At 62.2% G+C, this 25,577-nt stretch carries 20 protein-coding genes and 1 pseudogene; 17 read left to right on the forward strand and 4 right to left on the reverse strand.

Annotated features, from left to right (window positions below):
* Positions 1-7 precede the first annotated feature (7 nt).
* Positions 8-679, reverse strand: coding sequence for an SOS response-associated peptidase (locus AC3WWH_RS31280; RefSeq protein ID WP_058323818.1), 672 nt, complete (start codon positions 677-679; stop codon positions 8-10).
* A 240-nt stretch (positions 680-919) separates the two neighbouring features.
* Between AC3WWH_RS31280 and AC3WWH_RS31285 the strand changes: the two are divergent.
* The 3 genes and pseudogenes from AC3WWH_RS31285 to AC3WWH_RS31295 all read left to right on the forward strand — a co-directional run bounded on the left by AC3WWH_RS31285 (position 920) and on the right by AC3WWH_RS31295 (position 6,381).
* A pseudogene (locus AC3WWH_RS31285) lies at positions 920-1,680 on the forward strand (ImuA family protein).
* Positions 1,595-3,118: a Y-family DNA polymerase gene (locus AC3WWH_RS31290; protein ID WP_058323833.1), complete on the forward strand. Its 1,524-nt coding sequence runs from the start codon at positions 1,595-1,597 to the stop codon at positions 3,116-3,118. The pseudogene AC3WWH_RS31285 and the gene AC3WWH_RS31290 overlap by 86 nt, the downstream one beginning before the upstream one ends.
* Positions 3,115-6,381, forward strand: coding sequence for an error-prone DNA polymerase (locus tag AC3WWH_RS31295; protein ID WP_058323834.1), 3,267 nt, complete (start codon positions 3,115-3,117; stop codon positions 6,379-6,381). Before AC3WWH_RS31290 ends, AC3WWH_RS31295 begins: the two co-directional genes overlap by 4 nt.
* Before the next feature lie 943 nt (positions 6,382-7,324).
* On the opposite strand, the gene AC3WWH_RS31300 is transcribed toward AC3WWH_RS31295, so the two are convergent.
* Positions 7,325-7,516 (reverse strand): DUF6494 family protein, encoded by a 192-nt coding sequence (locus tag AC3WWH_RS31300; protein ID WP_058323820.1) that lies wholly within the window; start codon positions 7,514-7,516, stop codon positions 7,325-7,327.
* A gap of 440 nt (positions 7,517-7,956) precedes the next feature.
* On the opposite strand from AC3WWH_RS31300, the gene AC3WWH_RS31305 reads away from it, so the two are divergent.
* The 6 genes from AC3WWH_RS31305 to AC3WWH_RS31330 all read left to right on the forward strand — a co-directional run bounded on the left by AC3WWH_RS31305 (position 7,957) and on the right by AC3WWH_RS31330 (position 15,797).
* Positions 7,957-8,598 (forward strand): protein-L-isoaspartate(D-aspartate) O-methyltransferase, encoded by a 642-nt coding sequence (locus tag AC3WWH_RS31305; protein WP_492377471.1) that lies wholly within the window; start codon positions 7,957-7,959, stop codon positions 8,596-8,598.
* Positions 8,595-11,105: a spermine/spermidine synthase domain-containing protein gene (locus AC3WWH_RS31310; protein WP_197417415.1), complete on the forward strand. Its 2,511-nt coding sequence runs from the start codon at positions 8,595-8,597 to the stop codon at positions 11,103-11,105. The genes AC3WWH_RS31305 and AC3WWH_RS31310 overlap by 4 nt, the downstream gene beginning before the upstream one ends.
* A 222-nt stretch (positions 11,106-11,327) precedes the next feature.
* The gene (locus tag AC3WWH_RS31315; protein ID WP_082641041.1) at positions 11,328-11,576 is read left to right on the forward strand and encodes a hypothetical protein; all 249 of its coding nucleotides are present in this window, start codon (positions 11,328-11,330) and stop codon (positions 11,574-11,576) included.
* A gap of 96 nt (positions 11,577-11,672) precedes the next feature.
* Positions 11,673-12,326 carry an ABC transporter ATP-binding protein gene (locus tag AC3WWH_RS31320; protein WP_113399300.1) on the forward strand — a complete coding sequence of 218 codons (654 nt, stop codon included), beginning with the start codon at positions 11,673-11,675 and terminating at the stop codon, positions 12,324-12,326.
* Entirely contained in the window at positions 12,323-14,734 is a 2,412-nt protein-coding gene (locus AC3WWH_RS31325) for an FtsX-like permease family protein (protein WP_058323822.1), read from the forward strand. Before AC3WWH_RS31320 ends, AC3WWH_RS31325 begins: the two co-directional genes overlap by 4 nt.
* Positions 14,724-15,797, forward strand: coding sequence for a lipocalin-like domain-containing protein (locus tag AC3WWH_RS31330; protein WP_492377472.1), 1,074 nt, complete (start codon positions 14,724-14,726; stop codon positions 15,795-15,797). Before AC3WWH_RS31325 ends, AC3WWH_RS31330 begins: the two co-directional genes overlap by 11 nt.
* Positions 15,798-16,052: 255 nt before the next feature.
* On the opposite strand, the gene AC3WWH_RS31335 is transcribed toward AC3WWH_RS31330, so the two are convergent.
* A complete protein-coding gene (locus AC3WWH_RS31335; protein ID WP_058323824.1) occupies positions 16,053-17,369 on the reverse strand; it encodes an aspartate aminotransferase family protein in 1,317 nt (438 codons plus the stop codon).
* Between the two features lie 2 nt (positions 17,370-17,371).
* Complete coding sequence (locus AC3WWH_RS31340; RefSeq protein WP_058323825.1) at positions 17,372-18,421, reverse strand: phosphotransferase; 1,050 nt, start codon at positions 18,419-18,421, stop codon at positions 17,372-17,374.
* Positions 18,422-18,605: 184 nt separating this feature from the next.
* Here AC3WWH_RS31340 and AC3WWH_RS31345 point away from each other — a divergent pair, with 184 nt between their 5' ends.
* The 8 genes from AC3WWH_RS31345 to AC3WWH_RS31380 all read left to right on the forward strand — a co-directional run bounded on the left by AC3WWH_RS31345 (position 18,606) and on the right by AC3WWH_RS31380 (position 25,330).
* The gene (locus tag AC3WWH_RS31345) at positions 18,606-19,286 is read left to right on the forward strand and encodes a GntR family transcriptional regulator (RefSeq protein ID WP_058323826.1); all 681 of its coding nucleotides are present in this window, start codon (positions 18,606-18,608) and stop codon (positions 19,284-19,286) included.
* Positions 19,287-19,363: 77 nt separating this feature from the next.
* The gene (locus AC3WWH_RS31350) at positions 19,364-20,104 is read left to right on the forward strand and encodes an SDR family NAD(P)-dependent oxidoreductase (RefSeq protein ID WP_058323827.1); all 741 of its coding nucleotides are present in this window, start codon (positions 19,364-19,366) and stop codon (positions 20,102-20,104) included.
* A 198-nt stretch (positions 20,105-20,302) separates the two neighbouring features.
* Entirely contained in the window at positions 20,303-21,355 is a 1,053-nt protein-coding gene (locus AC3WWH_RS31355) for an ABC transporter substrate-binding protein (protein WP_082641042.1), read from the forward strand.
* 89 nt (positions 21,356-21,444) lie between these two features.
* On the forward strand, positions 21,445-22,524 hold the full coding sequence (locus AC3WWH_RS31360; RefSeq protein ID WP_058323828.1) for an ABC transporter ATP-binding protein: 1,080 nt from the start codon (positions 21,445-21,447) through the stop codon (positions 22,522-22,524).
* Complete coding sequence (locus tag AC3WWH_RS31365; RefSeq protein WP_058323829.1) at positions 22,521-23,699, forward strand: ABC transporter permease; 1,179 nt, start codon at positions 22,521-22,523, stop codon at positions 23,697-23,699. Before AC3WWH_RS31360 ends, AC3WWH_RS31365 begins: the two co-directional genes overlap by 4 nt.
* 2 nt (positions 23,700-23,701) lie before the next feature.
* The gene (locus AC3WWH_RS31370) at positions 23,702-24,484 is read left to right on the forward strand and encodes an ABC transporter permease (protein ID WP_058323830.1); all 783 of its coding nucleotides are present in this window, start codon (positions 23,702-23,704) and stop codon (positions 24,482-24,484) included.
* Between the two features lie 100 nt (positions 24,485-24,584).
* Complete coding sequence (locus AC3WWH_RS31375) at positions 24,585-24,887, forward strand: hypothetical protein (RefSeq protein WP_058323831.1); 303 nt, start codon at positions 24,585-24,587, stop codon at positions 24,885-24,887.
* Positions 24,884-25,330 carry a type II toxin-antitoxin system VapC family toxin gene (locus AC3WWH_RS31380; RefSeq protein ID WP_058323832.1) on the forward strand — a complete coding sequence of 149 codons (447 nt, stop codon included), beginning with the start codon at positions 24,884-24,886 and terminating at the stop codon, positions 25,328-25,330. The genes AC3WWH_RS31375 and AC3WWH_RS31380 overlap by 4 nt, the downstream gene beginning before the upstream one ends.
* Positions 25,331-25,577 lie beyond the last annotated feature (247 nt).

Here is a 25,577-nt window from a genome sequence, read left to right on the forward strand (position 1 = left end):
GGCTCGCTCACAGCAATAGTTCCTCGCCCGGCGATGGCGCAGGCGGCCCGACGACAACGAGCATATTGCCGGGAAGCGACCGCTGCAGGTGCTTCACCTCGTCCCAGGATCCGGTGAGCCAAAGGTCGACCTCTTCAGGGGTGGTCAGGATCACCGGCATGGCCTTGAGATGGATCGGAGCGACGATCTCGTTCGGGGATGTGGTGAGGAAGCCGAAGAGCTCGTATTCGCGCTCACCATCGCGCACACGCCTCACACCCTTCCATGGTGTCCAGAAGCCCGCGAAGAACATGAGCGGCCGCTCCTTGTTGCCGGCAAACCAGGCGTTCGGGACTTTTCCGCCGGGAACCTTAGCTGCCGGATCCGGCTCGGCAAAGGAGGTGAAGGGCACGACGCAGCGGCTGGTCGGCCCGAGCCAGCGTCTCCAGTGCGGAGAGGTGACGTTTCGGATGTTGGTGACGCCTGGATCGTAGTTCGTCACGAAAGCCGGCGGCGAGGGCATGCCCCAGGTGACCCGCGTGATCTCGCGTTGACCGTCGTCGCCGACGCGAACAACCGGCGCCTGATAGCCTGGATAAACATCATAGGACGGCTGGTTCCAGCCGGCCTTGTCGCGAAAGGCCTTGGTGAATGCGATCACGGCATCGCGTGTCGTCGTGATGTTGTAGAGATTGCACATCGGCTCCGGTCCTCCGCTTTTCTCATCCGTCTTTCATACCAGCGCCCGCGCGCCTCTGTCGCCGTTCCCGGCGGCCGACGCATCCGTCTGCGCGAGGCCGCGTCTCCGTGCTGGCCGTCCGGATCGCAATCAACAGGCTCTTTTCTGAACTTCGTTGACTCGCAACCCAATTAGGAACAAATAGAGAACATATCAACAGGAAGCGCTAATGCATAGCCCTGAGGAGTTGTTCCTTCCAAAATGTCCCGTCCAGTCGACAATATCGTCGTCTCAGCACTTCGCGAGCGCATCCAGAGCCTCGAGGCACAAGCGGCCGTGGACGGCAGGTCCTGCCGTTTGGTGTCGTCGAGATCGATCGGCGCTTGCCGGGCGGTGGGCTCACACTCGGTTCGTTGCATGAGGTCGCCGGCGGCGGCAACGGTGCAATCGACGGCGCTGCAGCCGCCCTGTTTTCGGCTGGTATCGCCGCCCGCTCGAAGGGCAAGGTGCTGTGGTGCGTGACGCGGCCCGATCTCTTCGCACCGGCGCTGGCCCAGGTGGGACTGGCGCCGAGTCGCGTCATCTATGTGGAGGCTGGCGACGAAAAGGCACTTCTCTCCTGCATGGAAGAGGGGCTTCGCCACGGTGGCCTCGGTGCCGTCGTCGGCGAGCTCGCGCGCCTTCCGATGACCGCCTCGCGCCGCTTGCAGCTTGCGGCCGAAGGGTCTGGCGCAATGGGCATTGCGATCCGCCGCTGGCGCCGACAGGCCGAGGCCTCGGATTTCGGGCAGCCGACGGCATCGGTCACGCGTTGGCGGGTGTCCGTCTTGCCGTCGGCCCCCTTGCCGGTTCCAGGCGTCGGCCGCGCGCGTTGGCTCGTCGAACTCATCCGCTGCCGCGCCGGCGAAAGTGCAGATTTCGAAGTGGAGGCCCCAGATGCCAAGGGTCGTATCGCTCTTCCTTCCGAGCTGGTCCACGGATCGCCTGAGACGCAAGCTCGGCGACGCGTCGCCGCCGGTTGAGACGCCTCTCGTCCTCGTCAGCCGCGAAAAGCGCCGGCGTGTGGTGCTCTCGGCGTATGCCGCGGCGATCGCCGCCGGCCTGAGACCCGGCATGGCGGCAACGAAGGCCCAGGCGCTCGTCACAGATCTTGTCGTCATGGACGCCGATCCGGCGGCTGATGCAGAAGCGCTCGAACGCCTGGCGCTTTGGGCGCTGCAGCGCTACGCGCCGATCGTCGCTGCCGATCCGCCCGACGGCCTGGTGATAGACACATCAGGTGCCGATCACCTGCATGGCGGCGAAGACCTGATGTTGTCGGGCATGGTCAACCGGTTCTTCGGATCGGGCATCGAAGCGCGGGCTGCGGTTGCCGATACCTGGGGGGCGGCCCATGCCAGCGCCCGGTTTGTCGCTCGTCCGACGCTTGTCATTGCGCCGGGAGCGCAGCAGGACATCATCCGCAACCTGCCGATCTCAGCCCTTCGCCTTGATCCCGCGATTGTCCATGGTCTTCGCGTGCTGGGCTTCAACACGCTGGGCGAGGTGTCCGGCGTCCCGCGGGCGCCGCTTGCCCTTAGATTTGGACCCGAGCTTGGCCGTCGTCTCGACCAGGCCTTGGGGAAGATTGCAGAGCCCATCGACCCTGTGCGCACGCCCGATCTCATCGAGGTTCGCCGCTCCTTTTGTGAACCGATTGCGGCTGCCGAGACCATCGCCCGTTATGTCGCCAAGTTGGTACTCATGCTCTGTCGGATATTGGAGGAAAAGGGGCTCGGCGCGCGGCGCCTCGATCTTCTCTTCCACCGTGTCGACAACACCTATCAGGCGATCCGCGCAGGCACCGCGACCCCTGTTCGCGACGCCAAGCGCCTGACACGGCTCATCACCGATCGGATCGAGACGATCGACCCCGGCTTCGGGATCGAAATCATGTCGCTGACGGCAAGTCATGCCGAGCCGCTTGTGGCAAGCCAGGTCATTTCCTCGCTGGTCGAGGAGCCGGAAGCCGATGTTTCCGGCCTGATCGACATCTTGGGAAACCGTATCGGCGCAAGTCGGCTCTTTCGCTTTGCACCGGTTGCAAGCGACGTGCCCGAGCGCTCCATCAACCGCATCGCGCCGATGGCGCCGGACGAAGGCCAGACCTGGCCCGGCCAATGGCCAAGACCGGTGCGCCTGCTTGTCCATCCCGAACCGATCGAGACGATGGCGCTGCTTCCCGATCATCCGCCGGTCAGTTTCACCTGGCGCGGCGTGCGCCGGCGGGTGAGACGAGCCGATGGGCCGGAGCGCGTCTTCGGCGAGTGGTGGAAGCGCGACGCCGAGCTCGTCGCCGTGCGCGACTATTTCCAGGTCGAAGACGACGCCGGCGAGCGCTACTGGATTTATCGCGCAGGCGACGGCGAACACAGCGAGACCGGCAGCCACCAATGGTTCCTGCACGGGATCTTCGGATGACGACGCCACGTTATGCCGAACTGCAGGTAACCTCGCATTTCTCCTTCTTGCGCGGTGCGTCGTCCTGCGAAGAACTGTTTCAGCGAGCCGTTAAGCTCGGCATCGAAGCGCTGGCTGTGGCCGACCGCAACAGTCTCGCCGGCATCGTGCGCGCCCATCAGGCGGCTAAGGATGTCGGTGTTCGGCTGGTCGTCGGCTGCCGCCTTGATCTTGAAGGCGATCTCTCGGTTCTCGTCTATCCGACCGACCGGCCGGCCTATGCGCGGCTTTGCCGGCTGCTGTCACTCGGCAAGAAACGCGGCGGCAAGGCGAAATGCCGGCTCGACTGGTCCGATCTCGTTGCCTATGGCGAAGGCCTGATTGCGGTCCTCATTCCCGATGCCGCTGAGGAGGACTGCGCGCGGCAGCTGCGTCGTCTGAGGCAAGCGTTCGGCGATCGCGCCTACCTGGCGCTGACGCTCCGCCGCCGGCCGAATGACCAGCTGCGTCTTCACCAGCTTTCCAACCTGGCAGCGTCGATCGGCGTGCCGACGGTCGTCACCAACGACGTGCTGTTTCATGCGCCGGAGCGGCGCATCCTGCAGGATGTCGTTACTTGCATAAGACACAACATCACCATCGATGAGGCCGGTTTCCGCCGTGAGCGGCACGCCGACCGCTACCTGAAGCCGCCCGAGGAAATGGCGCGGCTCTTTGCGCGCTACCCCGATGCGCTTGCCCGCACCATCGAGATCATGGAGCGGTGTCGATTTTCGCTCGACGAGCTTGCCTATCAATATCCGGAGGAGCGTTCAAACCCGGAGCTGACGGCACAAGAGACGCTGTCGCAACTTACCTGGGAGGGTGCCGCCTGGCGCTATCCGGAGGGGTTGCCGGCCAAAGTCCGAAAGAACCTCGAGCATGAGCTACGGCTGATCGAGAAGCTTCAATATGCGCCCTATTTCCTGACCGTGAACTCTATCGTGCGTTTTGCCCGCTCAAGGGACATTTTATGCCAGGGCAGGGGATCGGCTGCCAATTCTTCCGTCTGCTATGTGCTCGGCATCACCTCGATCGACCCTGACATAAACGACCTTCTCTTCGAGCGCTTCGTTTCCGAGGAGCGGCGCGAGCCGCCTGACATCGACGTCGACTTCGAGCACGAGCGCCGCGAGATCGTCATGCAATGGGTGTTCGACACCTATGGCCGCGATCATGCGGCCCTTTGCTCGACGGTTATCCGCTACCGCTCGAAGGGCGCCATTCGGGATGTCGGCAAGGCGCTTGGGCTGCCTGAGGACTTGACGAAGACGCTGTCGTCACAGGTTTGGGGCTGGGGCGAGGACGTCGGCGAGAAACATGCCGAGGAGCTCAATCTCAACCTTTCTGACCGGCGATTGCGCCTGACGCTGGACCTGGCACGGCAGCTGATGGGCGCACCTCGCCACCTGTCGCAGCATCCGGGCGGCTTCGTTTTGACCCATGACCGCCTCGACGAACTCGTCCCGATTGAGCCTGCGGCAATGGCCGACCGACAGGTGATCGAATGGGACAAGGACGATATCGACATCTTGAAGTTCATGAAGGTCGATTGCCTGGCGCTCGGCATGCTCTCGTGCATGAAGCGTGGCTTTGATCTTCTCGCCCTGCACAAGGGCATCAATCTCGATCTCGCGAGCATCCCGGCCGAAGACCCGCGCACCTATGCGATGATCAGGCGTGCCGACACGCTCGGCACCTTCCAGATCGAGAGCCGCGCGCAGATGTCGATGCTGCCGAGGATCAAGCCGCGCACCTTCTATGACCTCGTCATCGAGGTGGCGATCGTTCGGCCCGGGCCGATCCAGGGCGACATGGTCCATCCCTATCTTCGCCGGCGCGAGGGCAAGGAGGCGGTCGTCTACCCGAAGCCGGAACTGGAGCAGGTGCTTGGCAAGACGCTCGGCGTGCCGCTCTTCCAGGAACAGGCGATGCGGGTCGCGATCGAGTGCGCCGGCTTCACGCCCGGAGAAGCCGATCAGCTCAGGCGCGCCATGGCAACCTTCAAGCATACCCGTGGTGTCTCGAAGTTCGGCGAGAAGCTTGTCCGGGGCATGGTTGCCAACGGCTATGAGCCGGACTTTGCCATAAAGACCTTCAAGCAGCTCGAAGGTTTCGGCAGCTACGGGTTCCCGGAAAGCCACGCCGCCTCCTTTGCGCTGATTGCCTATGCTTCTTCCTGGCTGAAATGCTGGCATCCGGACGTCTTTTGTGCGGCTCTCCTCAACGCTCAGCCGATGGGATTTTACGCCGCGGCCCAGATCGTGCGGGATGCGCGCGACCATGGCGTCGAAGTCCGGCCGGTCTGTGTGAACGCAAGCCGCTGGGATTGTACGTTCGAAACAACAGGAGACGAAAGTCGCTTTGCCGTCCGTCTCGGGTTTCGCATGGTCAAGGGGCTGGCGAATGCCGACGCTGCGGCGGTCGTTGCCGCGCGGGACGAACGACCCTTCGAAACCGTAGATGATCTCTGGCGTCGGGCAGGCGTGCCGGCCGCTTCTCTCGTGGAGCTCGCCGAAGCCGATGCGTTTCAGCCTTCGCTCAGGCTGGCGCGGCGCGAGGCGCTCTGGGCGATCAAGGCATTGCGCGACGAGCCGCTGCCGCTCTTTGCCGCCGCTTCGGCCCGTGAAAGCCGGACTGTCGCCGAACTCGATGAACCCTTTGTGGCGCTGAGGCCCATGACTTCGGGTGGGGAGGTGGTGGAGGACTATGGGCATGTCGGGCTGACGCTGCGCAACCATCCGCTCTCGTTCCTGCGCGCTGATCTTTCGAAACGTCGCATCGTCAACTGCCGCGACGCGATGCTGACGCGCGATGGAAAATGGTTGGAAGCCGCGGGTTTGGTGCTCGTCCGCCAGCGGCCGGGCTCGGCCAAGGGCGTGATGTTCATCACCATCGAGGACGAGACCGGCATTGCCAATCTCGTTGTCTGGGCCAAGACCTTCGAGAAGTACCGCCGCGTGGTTCTCGGCGCTGGCATGCTCGGCGTCTATGGCCGTATTCAACGGGAAGGCGAGGTCGTGCATCTCGTCGCCCATCGCTTGACCGACCTGTCAGCCGAACTCGCAAGCGTCGGTGACCGCGATGCCGGCTTTCCGGTGCCGCACGGGCGAGGGGACGAGTTCCATCATGGGTCGCCGGCGCCCGACCCGCGCGGGCTGCCGAAGGGGCCGCGGCCGCGCGACATCGTCGATCCCTACCTGCATCTCGATGCGATCAAGGTGAAGACGCGGGATTTTCGCTGAGAAGTGCTTTCCCTGGAATTCTCGAAAGCCGGTTTATTGCTTCGTGCGGCTCGAAGCCCTGACGCTCCGCGAGGTCCCCGTCTTAGAGGTTTCGGACGAAGTCTGGGCGCAGACGCTCAACGTTTATCTCATTGGCTATGTCTGCATGGCGCGGGCTGTCTTGCCGACGATACGGACTGAGGTCTCGGACCGCTCGAGCGGTTTCCTCCACGTCGCACTCAAGCTTTGGCTAGCGTTTGCCTAGCCTCGTTCGCCCCGCGGCCCGAATTGAGAGAGATGAGTCAGACGAGAGTCCGATAAGTCCAGCGCCAAGGGCGGCTTCGAGGGTCTGGCTGTATTCACTTCCCGCGAGACCATGTTTTTTGGAATGATTTTCAGCAGCGCCGCGTGAGACGGATGGCGACACTCCATATCGAACGCTGTGGAAGGCACCCAAAATAATAAGAAGTTTTTCGTCCAAGCTCTTCATTGTCTACCTTCAATCTATCTTGTGATGGAGGCGGCAATGACCACGAGAGGATGGCATTGGACTCACCTGCGGTCACCCGCGTGCTGCGGTTCCTTGGCTGTGCGGAATGGTTACCCGCGCTTATCGCGCAGGCGTTGGTAAAGCTCTGGCCTTCGATGAGATCGCTCCATCGGCGCCGTGCTTGTCAGGTTGGATGAAACCATGTCCTTATTGGAAGCATTTAACTGTGCCGGTGGCCGTGACGAGTCCTTCCAAAGCAAAATTGAGGCCCCGGTCCGAGACATGGGGTCTGATAGCGATTTTGAAAGGAAGGTTCGTTCAGAGCGCGATGCCAATCGCGCAATAATCAAAGCTAGCGAGCAAACTCGAGAGATCATTCTATCCGTGTCTTCGCCTGAGCGTCAATCGGTAGTAAAATCCATCCCCCGATCTGTGTTCGTGGCTGCTATTGGCGCAAGCTGATCCGTTGCCGGACTATGGCAATTCGATCTCGCCGTCCACCACGTGGTTGAGATTGGTGCCTTCCGCCGTCAGTGTAATGCGGACCTTCAACTTCTTGCCGCCGACCTGCCCTTCGCGCACGGTCTCCTCGATCTTGCGCTGGGATGTGACGCCGACTTCTTTCAGGAACTTGCGGATCGACATGTTGAAGGCGTCTTCGCTCATGGCGGAACTCCTCTCCTATCCGGAAGGGATTGTAAGGGAACGCAAGCTGTCAAGGAAGGACAGTGGCGCCCGCGCCATAGAAGTAGACCCCGTGCCTGGAGGAGGCATCGGGGTCTCTTGATCGGCCCCTTGGGAGGAGGAGCGGAACCGATCGATGACTTGGGCCGTGGGAGCAGGACTGCGGGTTGTTAATGGTGAGGATAAATTATGCCCCGTCATTGGAGTGTGCCCTAGGTAACATCGCAGCCTTGCGCAGAGAGCCGGGCGAGGTTTGTTCAAAATTGCCGCAGCCGCCACTATACTCTGGCGATATAACCGGGAGAGAGTTCATGCGTCCTCTAGCCCAGTGCCAAGCGTTAATGGCGGCGGTTCTCGCAGGCGCGGCCGCCGTGGTTTCGACATCCGCGCCCGCTCAGGATCGACTCGGCGAGCGTGCGGCGATGATCGAGACGATCAAAATGCACGCCCGTTCGGCGCCGTCAGCGGTCGAGGGCCAGGGCATCGATCCGGCTGTGTTGGAGACGATGGGAAGGGTGCCGCGCCACCTTTTTGTGCCCGAGGAGCAGCGTGGCGCGGCCTATCGAGATCGGCCGTTGCCGATCGGATACGGACAGACCATCTCGCAACCCTTCATCGTCGCGCTGATGACGGACCTGATCAACGTTGGGCCTGGCGACGCTGTCCTCGAGATCGGCACTGGCTCGGGTTATCAGGCAGCCGTCTTGTCGCCGCTCGCAGCGAAGGTTTACTCGATTGAGATCATACCGGAGCTGGGCGAAAGGGCGGCCGCCCGATTGGCGGAGCTCCGCTTCGACAATGTCGAGGGGAGGGTGGGCGACGGCTATTATGGTTGGCCTGCGCACGCGCCTTTCGACGGTATCGTGGTGACTGCCGCTGCCAGTCACATCCCGCCACCGCTGGTCGAGCAACTCGCCAAGGGAGGCCGGATGGTCGTCCCCGTGGGAGGCCCCTTCGCGACCCAGTTTCTTATGCTGGTCGAGAAGCGACGGGACGGAAGCATCACGACCCGCCAGCTGCTGCCGGTGGCCTTTGTGCCGCTGAGGGGAGGTAGGGCCCAATGAGAGCGGGGCGCCTGCTGCCGGTTGGTCTCATATCGGCGGCAACCCTTGCTCACGAAGTGCTGCTGATGCGGCTCTTTTCGATCATTCAGTGGCATCAATTTGCCTATATGATCATAAGCATCGCACTCCTGGGCTTCGGCGCGAGCGGTACGTTCGTTGCATTGGCCCGCCGCCCTCTGGTGAAAGGGTACCCGGCCGCCTTCGCAGCGTCGGCAGCGCTGTTCGGCATCACTGCGGTTGCCAGCTTCGCCGGTGCCGAACGCCTGCCGTTCAACGCGCTCGAGGTCGTCTGGAATCCGGGCCAGCTCGGTTGGCTCGCGGCTAGCTATGCTCTCCTGGTCCTGCCGTTCTTTTTTGGTGCCACCTGTATCGGCCTTGCCTTCAGCCGCCATCCCGGCCAGATCGGACGCGTCTATGCCTTCGACCTGGTCGGCGCTGGGGTCGGTGCACTGGGCATCGTCGGACTCCTGTTCCTGGTCTTTCCCTCTGCGGCACTGCGCTTTGTCGCGGCGTTGGGATTTGCGGCGGCTGCCCTTGCCGCGACGGGCATGGCTCGCCATCGGCGGCGCGCCGCGGGCAGCCTCGGGCTTGCAGCCGCGGTCATCGCGGTGTGGCTGCCACCGTCCATTACGGCCACCGGCCCGCACATGTCGCAATACAAGGGCCTAAGCATGGCTCTCGACGTCCCCGACGCGCGGGTGGTCGAGGAGCGATCAAGCCCGCTCGGACTACTGACAGTCGTGGAGAGCCCGAGCGTCCCATTCCGGTACGCGCCGGGCCTCAGCCTCGCCAACACCCAAGAGCCGCCCACGCAACTCGCCGTCTTCAGCGATGGCGATAGTGTTACAGCGATGACCGCCTATAGCGGCGATCTGGCGACGGTCGCCTATCTCGACCGGACAACGGCGGCGCTCCCGTACCGCATGCTTGCACGGCCGCGAGTGCTGGTCCTCGGTGCTGGTGGCGGCGAGCAGGTGCTGCTGGCGCTGCGCTCCGGAGCCGATCTCGTGGACGCTGTAGAGGTCAACCCGCAGATGATCGACCTGGCTCGCAATCGCTTCGCGAACTTCGCCGGCGGCATCTTCAGCCGACCGAACGTGCATCTGCATCTAGCCGAGGCGCGCGCCTTCGCTGCGACCGCTGGCGAGCGTTACGACCTGATCCAGATGCCGCTCCTTGACTCCTTCAGCGCGGCCGCGGCCGGCGTGCAAAGCATGCACGAGAATTACACCTACACCGTGGAGGCACTGCGGGATTACCTGTCGGTACTGAAGCCAGATGGCGTCGTCGCCATCACGCGATGGCTGCGCGTGCCGCCGCGCGACATCCTTAAGCTGTTCGCCACGGCTACCGCAGCGCTTGAAGCGGATGGCGTGTCCCAGCCCGGCCGGCACCTGGCGCTGATCCGGAGCTGGAATACCGCAACCCTGCTCGTCGCCACGTCGCCGTTCACTGGTGAGGACGTCGCAGCCATCCGCGGCTTCGCGGACGAGAATTTCTTCGACATCTCCTGGGCGCCGGGCATCTCCGCGAGCGACGTGAACCGCTACAATCAACTCGACCGGGAATATCTCTACGAGGGAGCCCTCGCTCTCCTTGGCCCTGAACGAGCCGACTTCACGGAGCGCTACAAGTTCGATATTGCGCCGGCCACGGACAATCGACCATATTTCTTCGACTTTTTCCGCTGGCGTGCGCTGCCCGAGCTCCTGACGCTGCGCACCCAAGGTGGGGCAGCGATGCTCGACTGGGGCTACCTGATCCTGGTGACGACGCTCGTCCAGGCCGTGATCCTCAGTGCCGTCTTGATCCTGCTGCCGCTCTGGCTTCGCCGGCGCACACTCGCGAGAGCCGTACCCCGGCTGCGCTTCGGGCTCTATTTCCTTGCCTTGGGCCTGGCCTTCCTCTTCATCGAGATCGCCTTCATCCAGCGCTTCGTGCTGTTCCTCGGCCATCCGCTCTACGCCGTCGCTGTCGTGCTTGCGGGTTTCCTCGTCTTCGCAGGTCTCGGTAGCGCCTTGGCTGTACGCTGGGTGGCGGCGGTCGGATGCGGATCCGCGGTGCGCGGCATCACCCTCGCTGTCGTGGTAATCGCATTCGTGGCTGGGACGTACCTGCTCGCGCTGCCTTCGATATTCGAACGGCTGCTGGCACTCCCGGATGCTGCGAAGGTTGCAATCGCGCTCCTCCTCATAGCACCGCTCGCTGTCTTCATGGGTATGCCCTTCCCCCTCGGCCTCGGCCACGTCGGCGCACGCTCGGAGGAATTTCTTCCCTGGGCGTGGGGGATCAATGGCTGTGCGTCGGTGCTAAGCGCGATCCTCGCCGCACTGCTTGCAATGCATATCGGGTTCACTGGCGTCGTGACGATGGCCGTGATCCTCTATCTTGCCGCGCCGGCCTTACTCGCCGGGTCGCGGGATCGATACGATCAGCAGACGTCGCAGCACGTTAATCCAGATCGGAACCGTTCGCGAGATAGGCGAAAAGGGCAATCCTGCAATTGATGTCGGCACACCGTTTGATGTCGATCGCGGCATGCGACATAACCCGGTGCAAACAGGGGGAGGGCGTCCCAAGCAGCCGTGCGGCGTCCAATACATGCGGCGAGGGGCGCCGTGCCCCTTTCTTCTCGTCCACCCCCAGCTATTTATCCAAGAACAATCCTGCTCCGACTGGCAGGAGGCGCGGTCCGCCGCCTTTCAGCCGAGAAGAACAGCGAGCGCGTCATGCAAGTTCAGGTCGAAACCTTTGTGGACGAAGGTGGTGTCGAAAAGATCCGACGATTTTACCTCAACGGCCGGCAGGTCGAAGTGGTCGAAAACCTCGATCAGTGGCATGGCGCCGACTACCGATACTTCAAGGTCAGGGGCAGCGAGGGTGACGTTTACATTTTGTATCTGGACGTACTCCGAACGCAGTGGGCGCTGACGATGTATCAACGCTCGCAATCACCGGGCTCCCGCGTCGCCATGTGACGTTCGACGTCGGTATTCGCATCTCCGCGCCGTAGGCCTTTCCAAGCGGCTGTGGAGAGTTAAATATGTGCAATCGTCCTAATCTTGGCCGCTAAGGTGATCGCTCTCCGCAATCTTAGGAAATCCTATGAGACTGCCGAAGGGCGGCTTGAAGTGCTGAGAGGGGTCAATCTCGTTCTCGGCGCGGGAGACAGAGTTGCCCTGACAGGGGAGTCCGGTAGCGGAAAGAGCACGCTCCTGCATCTCATAGCCGGCCTCGACCGAGCGGACTCCGGCGAGATCGCGATCGGGGGGCGAGATATTTCCAAGCTGAACGACCGGGAACGCGCTGCCTACAGGCGGACAGAAGTCGGCCTCGTATTTCAGCAGTTCAACCTTGTCCCGTCACTAGACGTGGCCGCGAACATTGCTTTCCACGCCAAGCTCGCGGGACGCCACGACAGAGAGTGGGAAAATGAACTCGTGGAGCGCCTCGGAATCGGGACGTTGCTGACCAGATATCCCGAACAACTTTCCATCGGACAGCAGCAGCGGGTGGCGATCGGACGAACCCTTGCCGCGCGTCCCGGCTTAGTTCTGGCGGATGAGCCCACAGGAAACCTGGACGAGGCCAACGGAGACGCTGTCCTGGAACTGATGCTCTCGCTATCGAAGGGAAGCGGATCGACACTTCTCCTGGTGACACACTCGCAAAGACTGGCGGACAGGCTCGACCGGCAGGTGCATTTGCGGTTCGGGAAGATCGAATGAAGATGTGGACCGCAGCCACGGCACTTCTGTCCCACTGGCGACGACGACCGCTGCAGCTCGGCGCTCTCTTGTCCGGCCTGGCGGTGGCGACGGCCCTGTGGTGCGGAGTGCAGGCGATCAACGCAGAAGCTCGCGCCAGCTATACCCGCGCCGCGGTTGTGCTCGACCAGAACGGATTGGCGAACCTCGTTTCTCCAAACGGCAGCTCGATTCCTCAGTCCGCCTTCGTGCGGCTCAGGCGGGCGGGCTGGAACGTGTCACCAGTTTTGGAGGGAGACTATCGGTTCGGAGTCATCCGGTTAAGGGTGATCGGCATCGAGCCACTGACGATGCCCGCGGAGACTAACACCGTCGACCTGGGAAATGCCGGGGACTTGCTTTCCTTCATCACGCCTCCTGGCATGCTGTTTGTCTCTCCCGCAACAGCGGAAAAAATGCGAGGACAGACGGACCTCGCACTGCGTGTTTCGGATCGGATGCTGGACGGCGCCGCCTTCATCGACATTGGCTTGGCCCAGAAGCTGTTAAGAAGAGAGGGCGAACTCAGTCGGATTGTGATTGCCGAAAACCAACGTTCCGGTCTGGAGCCGCTTGAAAAGCTTGTTCCAACGCTCTCAGTTCGCGAGCCGAATGCACAAACCGACGTCGAGCATCTTACCGAGAGCTTCCATCTCAATTTGACCGCCTTCGGGTTTCTCGCCTTCGCGGTGGGGCTGTTCATCGTGTACTCGACGATCGGTCTCGCCTTCGAGCAACGGCGGCCGACCTTCAGAACGCTTCGCTGCCTTGGAGTTTCGTTAAGTGCGCTTGCGGTTCTGCTGCTCGCCGAACTTGTCCTTTTCGCCCTTGCCGCCGGGGCGGTCGGCGTCGCGATAGGATATCTGGTCGCGTCGCTGCTTCTGCCCGGAGTGGCCGCAACCCTCGAAGGACTCTACGGAGCCAGCGTGCCTGGCACGCTTTCCCTGCGTCCGGAGTGGTGGGTTTCTGGTTTTGCCATCGCGGTGGCCGGCACATTGGTTTCGTCGGCACAGAGCCTGTTGCGCTTGACGAGGGTGCCTTTGCTCGCGGCGGGCCAGCCCCAGGCCTGGGGGCAATCGTGGCAAGCGGGGTGGCGGGTTCAGGTGCTGGCCGCAGCGGCTTTGCTAGCCCTCTCGGGAGCTCTTCTTCTGGGGGCTGAAGGACTTGAGGCGGGCTTTGGCGTTCTTGGCTGTCTTCTGCTCGGGGCGTCGCTACTTCTCCCCACCGTACTCTCCGGATTCCTCACCGTGATGCAGCGAGCGTCTTCGCGCGCGCTTGTCACGTGGTTCTGGGCCGACGCGCGGCAGCAGCTCCCCGGACTTTCCCTCGCGCTCATGGCATTGCTTCTTGCTCTGGCGGCAAACGTCGGCGTCGCAACCATGGTCTCGAGCTTCCGTCTCACGTTCGTCGGCTGGCTCGACCAACGCCTCGCCGCCGAGCTTTACGTCGCTGCCCGGAACGAGGGCGAGGCAGACAGGCTCAGGACATGGCTCGCAACGAAGGTGGAATCGGTGTTGCCGATCTTGAGCGTAGACGCCGAGATCCGGGGGCAGCCGATGCAGATCTTCGGTGTCGCTGACGATCCGACCTACAGGATGCACTGGCCCCTGATCGTTGGCATGCCGGACGTCTGGGATCGGGTGGCGTCCGGTCAAGGGGTGCTGGTCAACGAACAGTTCTGGAGGCGGGACCGGCTCCGCATCGGCGATCAGCTGGATCTAGCGGGTGACTGGAAGCCGGCGGTTGTCGGCGTCTATTCGGATTACGGAAACCCAAAGGGCCAGGTCATCGCCGGAATAAACGCTCTGACCTCTCGCTACCCGCAGGTCTCGCGCCTGCGCTACGGTCTGCGGATCCAGCCTGATCAGGTTGCGGACCTACGATCGAGGCTCTCGGACAACTTCGGACTACCACCGGGTAACGTCGTCGATCAAGCGGCACTAAAGGAACAGTCACGACGGATCTTCGATCGCACATTCTTGGTTACTGGCGCGTTGAACATCTTCACGCTCGGGGTTGCAGCATTGGCTATGTTCTCAAGCCTCCTCACGCTACAGGAAATGCGGCTCCCGCAGCTTGCGCCCGTGTGGGCCTTGGGGGTCACGAGACGTGATCTCGCTCTTCTTGAAGTTTTAAGGACGCTGGTCCTCTGGCTGGCGACATTTGTTGCCGCTTTGCCACTCGGCCTCGCGCTGGCGTGGGTGCTTTTGGCGGTGGTGAACGTCGAAGCCTTTGGCTGGCGTCTGCCTATGTATATCTTTCCCTACGAGTGGGTTCGCCTCGGACTAGTCGCACTCGCCGCTGCGGTCGTTTCCGTATTGATTCCGCTTCGCCGGCTGGCGGGAGCCACGCCGTCGGAACTTCTGAAGGTATTTGCCAATGAGCGTTAGATTGACTCTGATCGCTTTTGCGGTGACGACCATGGCCAGCTTGTCCGGAAGCCAAGCGGCCTCCGAGGGTTTTGGTGGCCTTGGCTCGGCGGCCGAAGGGTTTTCGGTGCCGCGGCCTGGCCTGCTGTTCCGTTTCCCCGCCGACCACGGCCCACATCCGGACTTCCGGATAGAGTGGTGGTATCTAACGGCCAATCTTGAAGCCCCCGACGGAACTCAATACGGAGCGCAGTGGACCCTTTTCCGGTCAGCGCTTGCTCCGGGTGAGGCCAACGCGTGGTCGAGCCCACAGCTCTGGATGGGTCACGCAGCCGTCACCACTTCAGAGGACCATTTCGTCGCAGAACGTATTTCACGCGGGGGAGTGGGGCAGGCTGGTGTTGTCGCGGCGCCGTTCTCGGCCTGGATCGATGACTGGCAGATGAAGGGACATGCCGCCCCGGGAGTGGATCAACTGGCCGATCTCAGCCTGACTGCGACTACAGAGGAATTCGGCTATGAACTCCGCCTATCGGCTACCGGTCCGCTGGTACCACAGGGCGACAACGGCTATTCGGTGAAATCAGCGAAGGGACAGGCCAGCTACTACTATTCGCAACCGTTCTATGCGGTGACCGGCTCGCTTTCGCTACCGACCGGGAATGTAGAGGTGGCGGGGAAGGCTTGGCTTGACCGCGAGTGGTCGTCACAGCCGCTCGCGGAAGACCAGACCGGTTGGGACTGGTTCTCGCTGCATCTCGATACAGGGGAGAAGCTAATGGGCTTCCGCCTCAGAGATGAAGGGGAGGGATATACCTCCGCCACCTGGATCACTGCCGACGGGCGACCGGACCCTTTACCCGCGGCAGCTCTCAAGATCGTTCCCGTGCGAACCGCCAAAGTCGCAGGGCGTCAAATTCCCGTTTCCTGGAACGTCCAGATTCCCAGTCGCGGCTTTGACGTCACGACCCAGCCTCTGAACGACCATGCGTGGATGTCAACGTCCATCCCGTACTGGGAAGGCCCGATCGCCTTCGAGGGCAGTGTGAGTGGCAGGGGTTACCTGGAGATGACCGGGTACTAGCCCAAACCAAGGGTAGCGGGAAGGCGAGGGCTTTTTCTTTGAGATTACGGAAAAACGCGGCTATCGCGGCTATGGGGCCGCCAACGCCATCTTCCGCATCGCCGCGCTGAGAAAGTCCCTGGGGCCGGCGGGCCTGCCGAAAAACTGATCGTCGGGCGATAGCCTTGGGTCGGCGCCTGGGATGGCTCAGACAGCCGCAATTCCCGAAAGATCGCACGCAAAAGAGCACATCGACTTTGGCGCGATGCCTCTTGTTCAGAGCGACTTCAACACGTCGCCAATTGCATCCAACAGCATGTCCGAGTTCTCGCGGGAGAAGACGAGGGGTGGCCGGATTTTTAGAACATTGGCATTGGGGCCGGAGGCGCTGATGAGGATGCGGCGCTCTCGCAGACCATTGACGATCCGGGTCGTCAGCGCGGCATCGGGGCTCTTGGCGGCAGGGTCGGCGACGATCTCGACGCCGATGAAGAGACCGGAACCGCGCACGTCCCCGATGGCGTGGTAGCGATCGGAAAGGCTCTTGAGGCCGTCCATCAGGTAACAACCGACCTCCAGCGCATTCTGCTGCAGGCCTTCAATGCGGATCGTGTCGAGCACTGCCCTGCCGGCCGCGGCGGCGACCGGATTGCCGCCGAACGTGTTGAAATAGCGCGCCTTTGGGCCGAACTCGGCGATCACCTCGGGACGCAGCACAATGCCCGCCATCGGATAGCCATTGCCCATTGGCTTGCCGATCGTCACAATGTCGGGTGCAACGCCGTGGCGTTCGAAACCCCACATGGTTTCGCCCGTGCGGCCGAAGCCGGGCTGCACCTCGTCAGCGATAAAGAGGCCGCCAGCCTCGTGGATCGCGTCCACCGCCGGCTTGAGAAAACCTTTCGGGCCTTCGAAGATGCCGTCGCTGGAAAAGATCGTATCGGTGATCAGCATGGCCGGCTTGATGCCGTGACGTTTGAGGTCGGCTATTGCGGCGCGCACGTCGTGGCCGAATTTTACCGCCATCTCTTCAGGCGAGTGACGGTAGCTGTCCGGCGCCGGCACTGTGCGCACATGCGGGCCGAGCGTCACGGATTCGCCGAGCGAGGGCGAGAATTCGGCAACCGCGCTCGTCAGGCCGTGATAGGCGAGGTCCGTCGCGATGATGCCGGTGCCCCCAGTGACGAAGCGGGCGATGCGCACGGCAAGATCGTTCGCCTCGCTACCGGTGCAGGTGAACATCGCCTGGCTGAGCGCCTCGGGGAAGGTGGCCGTCAGCGTTTCGGCATAGTCGACGATGCCTTCGTGCAGGTAGCGTGTGTGGGTGTTGAGCACGGCCGTCTGCTTCGTGATCGCCTCGACCACCCGCGGATGGCAATGGCCGAGCGAGGCGACGTTGTTATAGGCGTCGAGGTAGCGTTCGCCGGCCGCGTCGTAGAGAAAAACGCCTTCGCCGCGCACAAGATGCAGCGGCTTTTCGTAAAACAGGCGGTAGGCGGGACCGAGCACTTTTTCTCGGCGGGCGATAAGCGCCCGTTCGCTCTCGCCTAGTCGGTCGAAATCTGCACGCGAAAAAGCATTCACCATCGACATGATCAAGCCTCGGAAAGGTTGGGCGCGAGCCGTTTCAGCCCGGCCGGAGTGAGATCGACTATGTTCTGCAGGCCGCGGCATGCGGTCGCGTGGTTACGCATGATATAGGTCCGGTTCTCAGGAAAACGTGCGGAACGCCACTCCGCGATGATGATGGACATGGCGAGGCGGGAACGGGCGAGAAGCGGTAGCAGCTCGATTTCGGCCGGCTCCAGCGCGCGCGCCGACAGGAAGCCTTCGAGGAAGGCACCGGTGCGGGCGGCCCAGTTGTCGGTCGCAAGGTGATAGGAGAGTGCGACGGCAAGGTCATTAATCAGCGGCGCATGCACCATGTCGCCGAAGTCGATGATGCCAACGACCTTCGTCGGGTCCGCCGGATCGAGCAGGATGTTGTGCGGGTTGAAATCGTTATGGATGATCTGCCGGCGCTTGATTGCGGCGATCGCCGGCAGCGAGCGCTCGACCTCGGCGAGTATGACCTCAACCTGCGCTCGGCGCTCCATGCCGACATGGTCGAGCAGGGCGACAAGGTCGAGCGTATGAGAAATGTCCCACATCAACTTTCCGGCGGGCGGCCGGCCATTGTAGTCCTCGAGACCTAGCCCAAGTTCTGCGAGCGCCCGGCCGACGTTGCGGCTCTGCATCTCTGAGGCCGAGGTGCGGTATTGGAGTTCGCCGCCGAGGAAGGTCAGCAGACGCATGACGCGCGGGCCATCGGAGGTGGAAAGCGTGTGGCTCGGCGCTCCGGTTTTCGTGAGCATGAGCCGTGGCACCGGTACGTTGGGGGCCGCAGCCTCCAGATGCAGTAGCGCACCGTCCTGGAATTCAAGCGAGGCCGGGTCTTCGGCGGGATTGGCAATCTTGAGGACGAAGTCCGTTCCGTCCGAGCGGGTGAAAAGAAAGGTCTCGTCCCTTTCGCTTGAAAGCCGCCCGATCGTGCCGCTCGCGCCATAGACCTGCTTCACCGCCGCCTCCGCATCGGAAGGCGATGTCGCGCTCCATGTCGCCGACATGGAATCGGCGTCCTTGGCGGTGGGCAATGGCTCCGTCATGCTTGCTCCGTTGGCGCGGTCGCCCGCATTTCCTTCAATTGTCTCTGCCCGTCTGCTGGCCACGGCGACGACTACATTGCCGCGCCGTGCCGTTTGGCGAATGATGGCCGCGACATGTCATACTTGAAACACAGCAAAAAAGATGCATCAAGTATCTTGTTATTCCATTTTGCGGACCAGTTCCATGCCTCAATTCACGTCACTGGATCATGAGAACCTCAGCAGCGCCGTTTATGGTGCGTTGTGCGATGCCCTTATCCAGGGACGGTTCCAGCCCGGCGACCGACTGAAGATCCGTGATCTGGCGGAACAATTCGGCACGAGCGTCACACCGATCCGCGACGCCATCCTTCGGCTTGCCAATGACGAGGCGATCACCTTCCGCTCGCCGCGCGACATCCGCATCCCGGGTTTGAGCGAAAATCGCTACCGCGAGATCCGCGCGATACGGGTGCGCCTGGAGGGACTGGCGGCGGAAACGGCCGCCCAGGTGGCCACGAGCGCGGATATCGAGGCGCTGGAACGAATCTTGCGCGAAAACGAACAAGCAATCGAGGCTGGCGACCGGCTGAAGGGCACGCAACTCAACCAGGCCTTCCACTTCCTGCTGCCGCAGATCGCCGGGCTGCCGGTGCTGAACGGCATCCTGCGGCGGCTCTGGCTGCAGATGGGACCGCACATTTCCGATGCTTATATAGAGGGCGGACGTGCGATGATCGACCATCACTACCCGGTTGTCGAAGCCCTGAAACGGCACGATTCCGCCGCCGCCTCGATGGCGATCGTCGACGACATCCTGCTCGGTGGCAAGCCGATCCTCGAGCGCATCGAACGGGGCAGTGAGCGGGAGACGCGCCCAGCCTGACACCGCTTGGAAGAGGAGGCTTGCAATTCATGGGCGGCCCATTACGATGTATCAAGCATCAAGAGGGATACGCTCGCATGACCGAAGAATGCCGCTACATGTTGCTTACGGGAGCGAGCCGCGGGATCGGGCATGCGACGGTCAAGCTCTTCCAGTCGAAGGGCTGGCGCATTCTCACCGTATCCCGCCAGCCCTTTTCCGAAGAATGCGCCTGGCCGTCCGCCCGCGAGAGCCATATCCAGGCGGACCTTGCGGATCTCACGCAGATTGACCGCCTGGCAGCGACCGTGCGCGAGCGCCTGCCGAACGGTCGGCTGCACGCGCTCGTCAACAATGCCGGCATTTCTCCGAAGGGGCCGGGCAAGAGCCGCCTCGGTGTGCTGGATACGGATGCCGATGTCTGGACGCAGGTGCTCAACGTCAATCTTGTCTCGACCGCTTTGATCGCCCGCGCGCTCATGCCGGAACTGGAAGCGGCGAAGGGCTCGATCGTCAATGTTACGTCCATCGCCGGCTCTCGCGTTCACCCTTTCGCAGGCGTTGCCTATGCGGCGTCCAAGGCGGCGCTTGCCTCACTGACCCGCGAAATGGCGCACGAATTCGGCCAACGCGGCGTCAGGGCGAATGCCATCGCGCCGGGCGAGATCGAAACGTCGATCCTGTCGCCCGGAACGGATGAACTGGTGGCGGCGGAAGTACCGATGCGAAGACTGGGCGAACCGCGCGAAGTTGCGGAGACCATCTATTTCCTCTGCACCGAGCCATCGTCCTACATCAATGGCGCGGAAATCCACATCAACGGAGGGCAGCACGTCTGACAACGGTCAAAACCGGGAGAACCCCGTTGACCGGCAATGACCAGAATGCATCCATCGGTCGAAACGCCCAGGGGAGAAAGGGCGCGAAGGCCGGTGAGGCCGCAGCCACCGCCGCAAAAAGGACGGGGACAACGGTCTGCATGGGATCGTCATCGGAGCCGCAGAGGCTCTTTCATAAACGAAGAAAAGGGGAATGCCATGAAGACAATCTTTAAGTCGGGTGTCCTGGCGGCGGCGGCCGTCGTTCTGTCGGCGGGTCTTGTTGCGCCGGTTTTCGCGCGAGATCTGACAGTCGTTTCATGGGGCGGAAACTATCAGGATGCCCAGCGCAACATCTACTTCAAACCGTTCTCCGAAAAGTCCGGCAAGCCAGTGCTCGACGAAGCCTGGGACGGCGGCATCGGCGTCATCCAGTCGAAGGTGAAGGCCGGCGCACCGAACTGGGATGCCGTGCAGGTGGAGGCCGAAGAACTGGCGCTCGGCTGTGCTGACGGCCTCTATGAAAAGATCGACTGGGACAAGATGGGCGGGAAGGACAAATTCCTAGATTCCGCCGTCAATGACTGCGGTGTCGGCGCCATTGTCTGGTCCACGGCCATCGCCTATGACGGCGATAAGCTGAAGGAAGGTCCGACTTCGTGGGCGGACTTCTGGAACGTCGAAAAGTTCCCCGGCAAGCGCTCGCTGCGCAAGGGCCCAAAATACACGCTGGAATTCGCGCTGCTCGCCGATGGTGTCTCCAAGGATGAGATCTATGACGTTCTCGGCACGGAGGAGGGGGTTGCCCGCGCCTTCAAGAAGCTCGACGAATTGAAGCCGAACATCGTCTGGTGGGAATCCGGCGCACAGCCGTTGCAGTTTCTCGCATCGGGTGAAGTCGCCATGACTTCGGCCTATAACGGCCGCATCACCGGCATCAATCGGTCGGAAGGCAAGAACTTCAAGGTTGTCTTCCCCGGCAGCATTTATGCCGTCGATAGCTGGGTCGTGTTGAAGGATGCGGAGAACAAGGATGCTGCGCAGGACTTCATCGCTTTTGCGAGCCTGCCCGAAAACCAGGCGAAGCTGCCGGAATTCGTGGCATACGGTCTGCCGAACAAGGAGGCTGCGTCCAAAGTGCCGGCGCAATTCTCCAAGGACCTGCCAACCGATCCTGCCAACATGACGGATGCCATCCCGCTCAATGTTGACTTCTGGATCGACAATGCCGAAACGCTGACGCAGCGTTTCAACGCCTGGCTCGCCCAGTAAGAACATCCGTGGTGAGGGGCGCTCCGGCGGGGCGCCCTTTCCTGCGTGGCCGGGTGCGTTTCTTAAGGACGCATCCTTCGCCTTTAGCGATGGAGTCTTCCGTGGCCGAATTCATTCGATTTGACCGCATCACGAAATTCTACGGCCCGCTCTGCGTGGTCGAAAATCTCGATCTCGGCATCGGGAAGGGTGAGTTCGTCAGCCTGGTCGGCCCGTCCGGCTCGGGCAAGACGACGCTTCTGATGATGCTCGCTGGCTTCGAGCAGCCGACCGCGGGCGAAATCCTGCTCGACGGAACTGCCATCAACGCGGTGCCCACCTACAAGCGGGACATGGGTGTTGTCTTCCAGAGCTACGCGCTCTTCCCGCATATGTCAGTCGGCGACAACATCGCTTTTCCGCTCCAGATGCGGGGCATTGGCAAGGCGGGGATCGATGAGCGCGTCAAGCGCGCACTCGACATGGTGCAGCTTTCGACCCTTTCCGACCGGCGCCCTTCGCAGCTCTCCGGTGGCCAGCAGCAGCGCGTGGCGCTTGCCCGGGCGCTCGTCTTCGAACCGCGTGTCGTGCTGATGGACGAGCCACTCGGCGCGCTTGACAAGCAACTGCGCGAGCAGATGCAGCTCGACATTCGCGATCTGCACCGCCGCCTCGGCCTAACGATCGTTTTCGTTACGCATGATCAGTCCGAAGCGCTCACGATGTCGGATCGCGTCGCCGTCTTCAACAAGGGCAAGATCGAACAAATCGGTACACCCCGCCAGGTCTACGACGAACCGGCGACGCGCTTCGTCGCCGAATTCATCGGCGAGACCAATCTCGTCGAAGGTGTCGTGGAAACCGTGCAAGGCGCGGAAGCAACCGTGCGTCTTCCTTCCGGGGCGCAAATCGTGTCGGCGGTTTCCGGCAGCATCGCTTCCGGCCAATCCGTCTTTCTCTCCATCCGTCCGGAACGGGTTGATCTCAGCGAGACGCGGAGTGAGGGGCGAAACGTCTTGGAAACGGAAGTTACGGATTCCGTTTATCAGGGAGATCATTTGCGCGTGCAATTGCACAACGCCACTCACCCATTGATCGCCAAGCTCGGCAGAAGGTCGCGCGAGTTTCCGCCGGGCACCAAAGTCTTCGCGGCGTTTTCGGCCGGCGATTGCCGGGTCATTGCGCCATGAGTGGAGCCTCCTCCCGCACTGGACGATCGCTGCTTCTTCTGGCGCCGCTGCTTTTCTTCCTCATCGGCTTCTTCGTCTGGCCGCTCTTCAGCATGATGTCGCAGTCCGTGTCGGACCCGGCCGTGCTGCGGCTGCTGCCACGCAGCGCGGAAGTTCTGGCCGATTGGGACCGTAAGTCTCCACCCACCATACCCATGCAGATGGCGCTGATGGAGGACCTGAAGGCCGTCGACGACGATCAGGCGCTTGGTGACATGGTGCGGCGTCTCAACAGCGCCCGCTCGGGTTTTCGCACGCTGATGGGGAAAACGACGAGTGCGTTGAAGGAAACGGCGAACCCGCCCGTCGACCTCGTTTCCATCGACAGACGCTGGGAAAAGCCGGAGTTCTGGCTGGCAATCGCAGATGCACTATCGCCCTATACCGACCGCAACCTGCTCGCCGCGGTCGATCTTGGCCGCAATGCGGCTGGTGAGATTGAGCATCTGCCGCCAGATCAGTCCGTCAACGGCGTGATCCTGATGCGCACCTTCTGGATCGCCGCGCTCGTCACCTTCGCCTGCGCCTGTATCGGCTTTCCGTATGCAATCATCGCCGCCTCGCTCGACGGCTGGAAGCGTGATCTGATGCTTGGCGCCGTACTGTTGCCGCTGTGGACGTCGCTTCTGGTGCGCACCGCGGCCTGGTTCATCCTGTTGCAGGAGCAGGGTCTCATCAACGATCTCTTGCGCGCCATCGGCCTCATCGATGCGCCGCTCGCGCTGATCTTCAACCGCACCGGCGTCATCATCGCCATGACCCATGTGCTGTTGCCTTTCATGGTACTGCCGATCTATTCCGTGCTCATCACCATACCGAAGAACCTGATGCCGGCGGCCGCCTCGCTCGGCGCGCACCCGCTGCGCGCTTTCCTGCGTGTGCTGCTGCCGCTGAGCCTCAGGGGGGTGGCATCCGGCGCTCTGCTGGTCTTCATCTCTGCGATCGGCTACTACATAACGCCGGCGCTGATCGGCGGACCGGGCGACCAGATGATCTCCTCGATCATCGCCTTTTACGCTACGGGCTCGGCGAATTGGGGCATGGCTGGTGCACTCGGGGTCGTACTACTGGTCGCAACACTACTGCTCTACAGCGTCTACGCGCGCCTCTCCAGCGACGAAATTGGGGGGCGCTGACCATGCCGATGAAAGTTGCCAAAGCCACCTTCGCCACGCTGACGATCCTCTTCCTCGTCGCGCCGCTCATTGCCATCCTGCCGCTCGCCTTCACCTCGAGCGTGATCCTCACCTATCCAATCCCGTCGTGGTCCCTGCGCTGGTTCGAGGAACTCTTCTTCGCGGACGCCTGGCGACGGGCAATCTTCAACAGCCTGATCATCGGCACGGGCACGACGTTGCTCGCAACCGCGCTTGGCACGGCCGCGTCGCTGGGCCTGCGCAACCGCCTTCTTCTCTTTCGTGGCTCGATGCGCACACTCTTCCTGCTGCCCATGGTGGTGCCGGCCGTCGTGCAGGGTGTCGGCATGCAAGTGCTGCTGGCGGGCTTTGGCCTCACCAACAGTTACATCGGCGTGATCATCGCCCACACAGTCGTGGCGGTGCCCTTTGTGGTCGTGAGCGTCACCGGTGCGCTGGCCGGGATCGACGAGCGAGTCGAGCTTGCGGCCCAGAGCCTCGGAGCTTCGCCGACCACGGTGTTCCGTCGTGTCACCCTGCCGCTCGCCATGCCGGGCGTACTCTCTGGCGCTGTGCTCGCCTTTGCGACCTCGTTGGACGAAGTCGTCCTTACGCTCTTCGTCGCAGGCCCGAACCAGCGGACGTTGGCACGGCAGATGTTTTCCAGCATCCGTGAAAATATCAGCCCTGCGATCGCGGCAGCGGCCTTTCTCTTCATCGCGGGAACGGTCTTGATCGGCCTCGTTGTCGTTGTGTCGCGGTCGATCATGGCGGAGCGGCGTTAAATCGTTCAAGACCGTAGTGAATGGCCCGCACCATCGCTGACATCCCTTGTTTGCAAGGCCGATGTCGGCTATATATCCTGATATAAAACGGAGGCTGGCCATGGGCAATGCCGCACAGAAGAGAGCGATCCAGAATTACCGCGCGCGCTTGACGCAGCGCGGCTACAAGCGCTTCGAGGTCATGGCGCTGGAATCCGACCGCGAACTGATCCGGTCGCTTGCACGGCAACTGGCCGAGGAGGGACCTAAAGCGGACCAGGCGAGGCAGGCAGTGAAGGCCCTCGTTGCAGGTGAACCGCCGAAAGTCGGTGGTATCCTGTCGGCGCTCCGACGCTCGCCACTTGTCGGCGCTGATCTCGACCTGTCTCGTCCGCGCGAGGAAGGGCGCAAGGTCGATCTGTGACGCGTTATCTCCTCGACACGAACATCATCAGCAATATCGTCAAGCCGCAAGCTTCGGAACTGCTGCTCGCTTGGTGGGCTGAGCAGCGCGATGAAGATCTGTTCGTCGCCTCGCTGACAATTGCCGAAATTCGACGCGGCATTCTGGAAAAGCCCCGCGGCAAGAAGCGGGACGTGCTTGATGCCTGGTTCTCTGGGCCGGAAGGCCCGCAGGAATTGTTCGCCAATCGTATCCTTCCGTTCGACGACAAGGCAGCCCTGATCTGGGCGCGATTGATGGCCGAAGGCAAAGCGACAGGTCGTCCGCGCAGCGCGCTTGACATGATCATCGCTGCCGTCGCGGGGGCCAACGATTGTGTGGTGGTCACTGACAACGAAAAGGACTTCAAGGGGCTCCAGATCGTCAACCCCTTGCGACTTGGAGCCGGAGGGGAAGAGAAATGACGGCGACTGCGTCTGGTCCGACAGAATGCGCTCGTCGCAGGACAGTCCGCGGACGCGGCGGTTGCTTGGTGATGAAATGCGCGCCCGTCATCCACGTGAGATGACGGAAGGGATTTTTCAATCGTTCGCAAGCGGAAATGGTGTTCAGCGATCATGCGGCGTTCGAAGTCAGTTCCATAATGTATGTTATGCGATCATCGTGTGTAGCGGCATTTTAGAGATGCGACACATAGGCCAGTTAGAGATG

Source organism: Ensifer sp. EB106-03-01-XG145, assembly GCF_058792075.1.

Excerpts from the sequence above, each read along its gene's own strand:
- AC3WWH_RS31280 (WP_058323818.1), bottom strand. The coding sequence starts at position 679 with ATGTGCAATCTCTACAACATCACGACGACACGCGATGCCGTGATCGCA.
- AC3WWH_RS31290 (WP_058323833.1), top strand. The coding sequence starts at position 1,595 with ATGCCAAGGGTCGTATCGCTCTTCCTTCCGAGCTGGTCCACGGATCGC.
- AC3WWH_RS31295 (WP_058323834.1), top strand. The coding sequence starts at position 3,115 with ATGACGACGCCACGTTATGCCGAACTGCAGGTAACCTCGCATTTCTCC.
- AC3WWH_RS31300 (WP_058323820.1), bottom strand. The coding sequence starts at position 7,516 with ATGAGCGAAGACGCCTTCAACATGTCGATCCGCAAGTTCCTGAAAGAA.
- AC3WWH_RS31305 (WP_492377471.1), top strand. The coding sequence starts at position 7,957 with ATGATCGAGACGATCAAAATGCACGCCCGTTCGGCGCCGTCAGCGGTC.
- AC3WWH_RS31310 (WP_197417415.1), top strand. The coding sequence starts at position 8,595 with ATGAGAGCGGGGCGCCTGCTGCCGGTTGGTCTCATATCGGCGGCAACC.
- AC3WWH_RS31315 (WP_082641041.1), top strand. The coding sequence starts at position 11,328 with ATGCAAGTTCAGGTCGAAACCTTTGTGGACGAAGGTGGTGTCGAAAAG.
- AC3WWH_RS31325 (WP_058323822.1), top strand. The coding sequence starts at position 12,323 with ATGAAGATGTGGACCGCAGCCACGGCACTTCTGTCCCACTGGCGACGA.
- AC3WWH_RS31330 (WP_492377472.1), top strand. The coding sequence starts at position 14,724 with ATGAGCGTTAGATTGACTCTGATCGCTTTTGCGGTGACGACCATGGCC.
- AC3WWH_RS31335 (WP_058323824.1), bottom strand. The coding sequence starts at position 17,369 with ATGTCGATGGTGAATGCTTTTTCGCGTGCAGATTTCGACCGACTAGGC.
- AC3WWH_RS31340 (WP_058323825.1), bottom strand. The coding sequence starts at position 18,421 with ATGACGGAGCCATTGCCCACCGCCAAGGACGCCGATTCCATGTCGGCG.
- AC3WWH_RS31345 (WP_058323826.1), top strand. The coding sequence starts at position 18,606 with ATGCCTCAATTCACGTCACTGGATCATGAGAACCTCAGCAGCGCCGTT.
- AC3WWH_RS31350 (WP_058323827.1), top strand. The coding sequence starts at position 19,364 with ATGACCGAAGAATGCCGCTACATGTTGCTTACGGGAGCGAGCCGCGGG.
- AC3WWH_RS31355 (WP_082641042.1), top strand. The coding sequence starts at position 20,303 with ATGAAGACAATCTTTAAGTCGGGTGTCCTGGCGGCGGCGGCCGTCGTT.
- AC3WWH_RS31360 (WP_058323828.1), top strand. The coding sequence starts at position 21,445 with ATGGAGTCTTCCGTGGCCGAATTCATTCGATTTGACCGCATCACGAAA.
- AC3WWH_RS31365 (WP_058323829.1), top strand. The coding sequence starts at position 22,521 with ATGAGTGGAGCCTCCTCCCGCACTGGACGATCGCTGCTTCTTCTGGCG.
- AC3WWH_RS31370 (WP_058323830.1), top strand. The coding sequence starts at position 23,702 with ATGCCGATGAAAGTTGCCAAAGCCACCTTCGCCACGCTGACGATCCTC.
- AC3WWH_RS31375 (WP_058323831.1), top strand. The coding sequence starts at position 24,585 with ATGGGCAATGCCGCACAGAAGAGAGCGATCCAGAATTACCGCGCGCGC.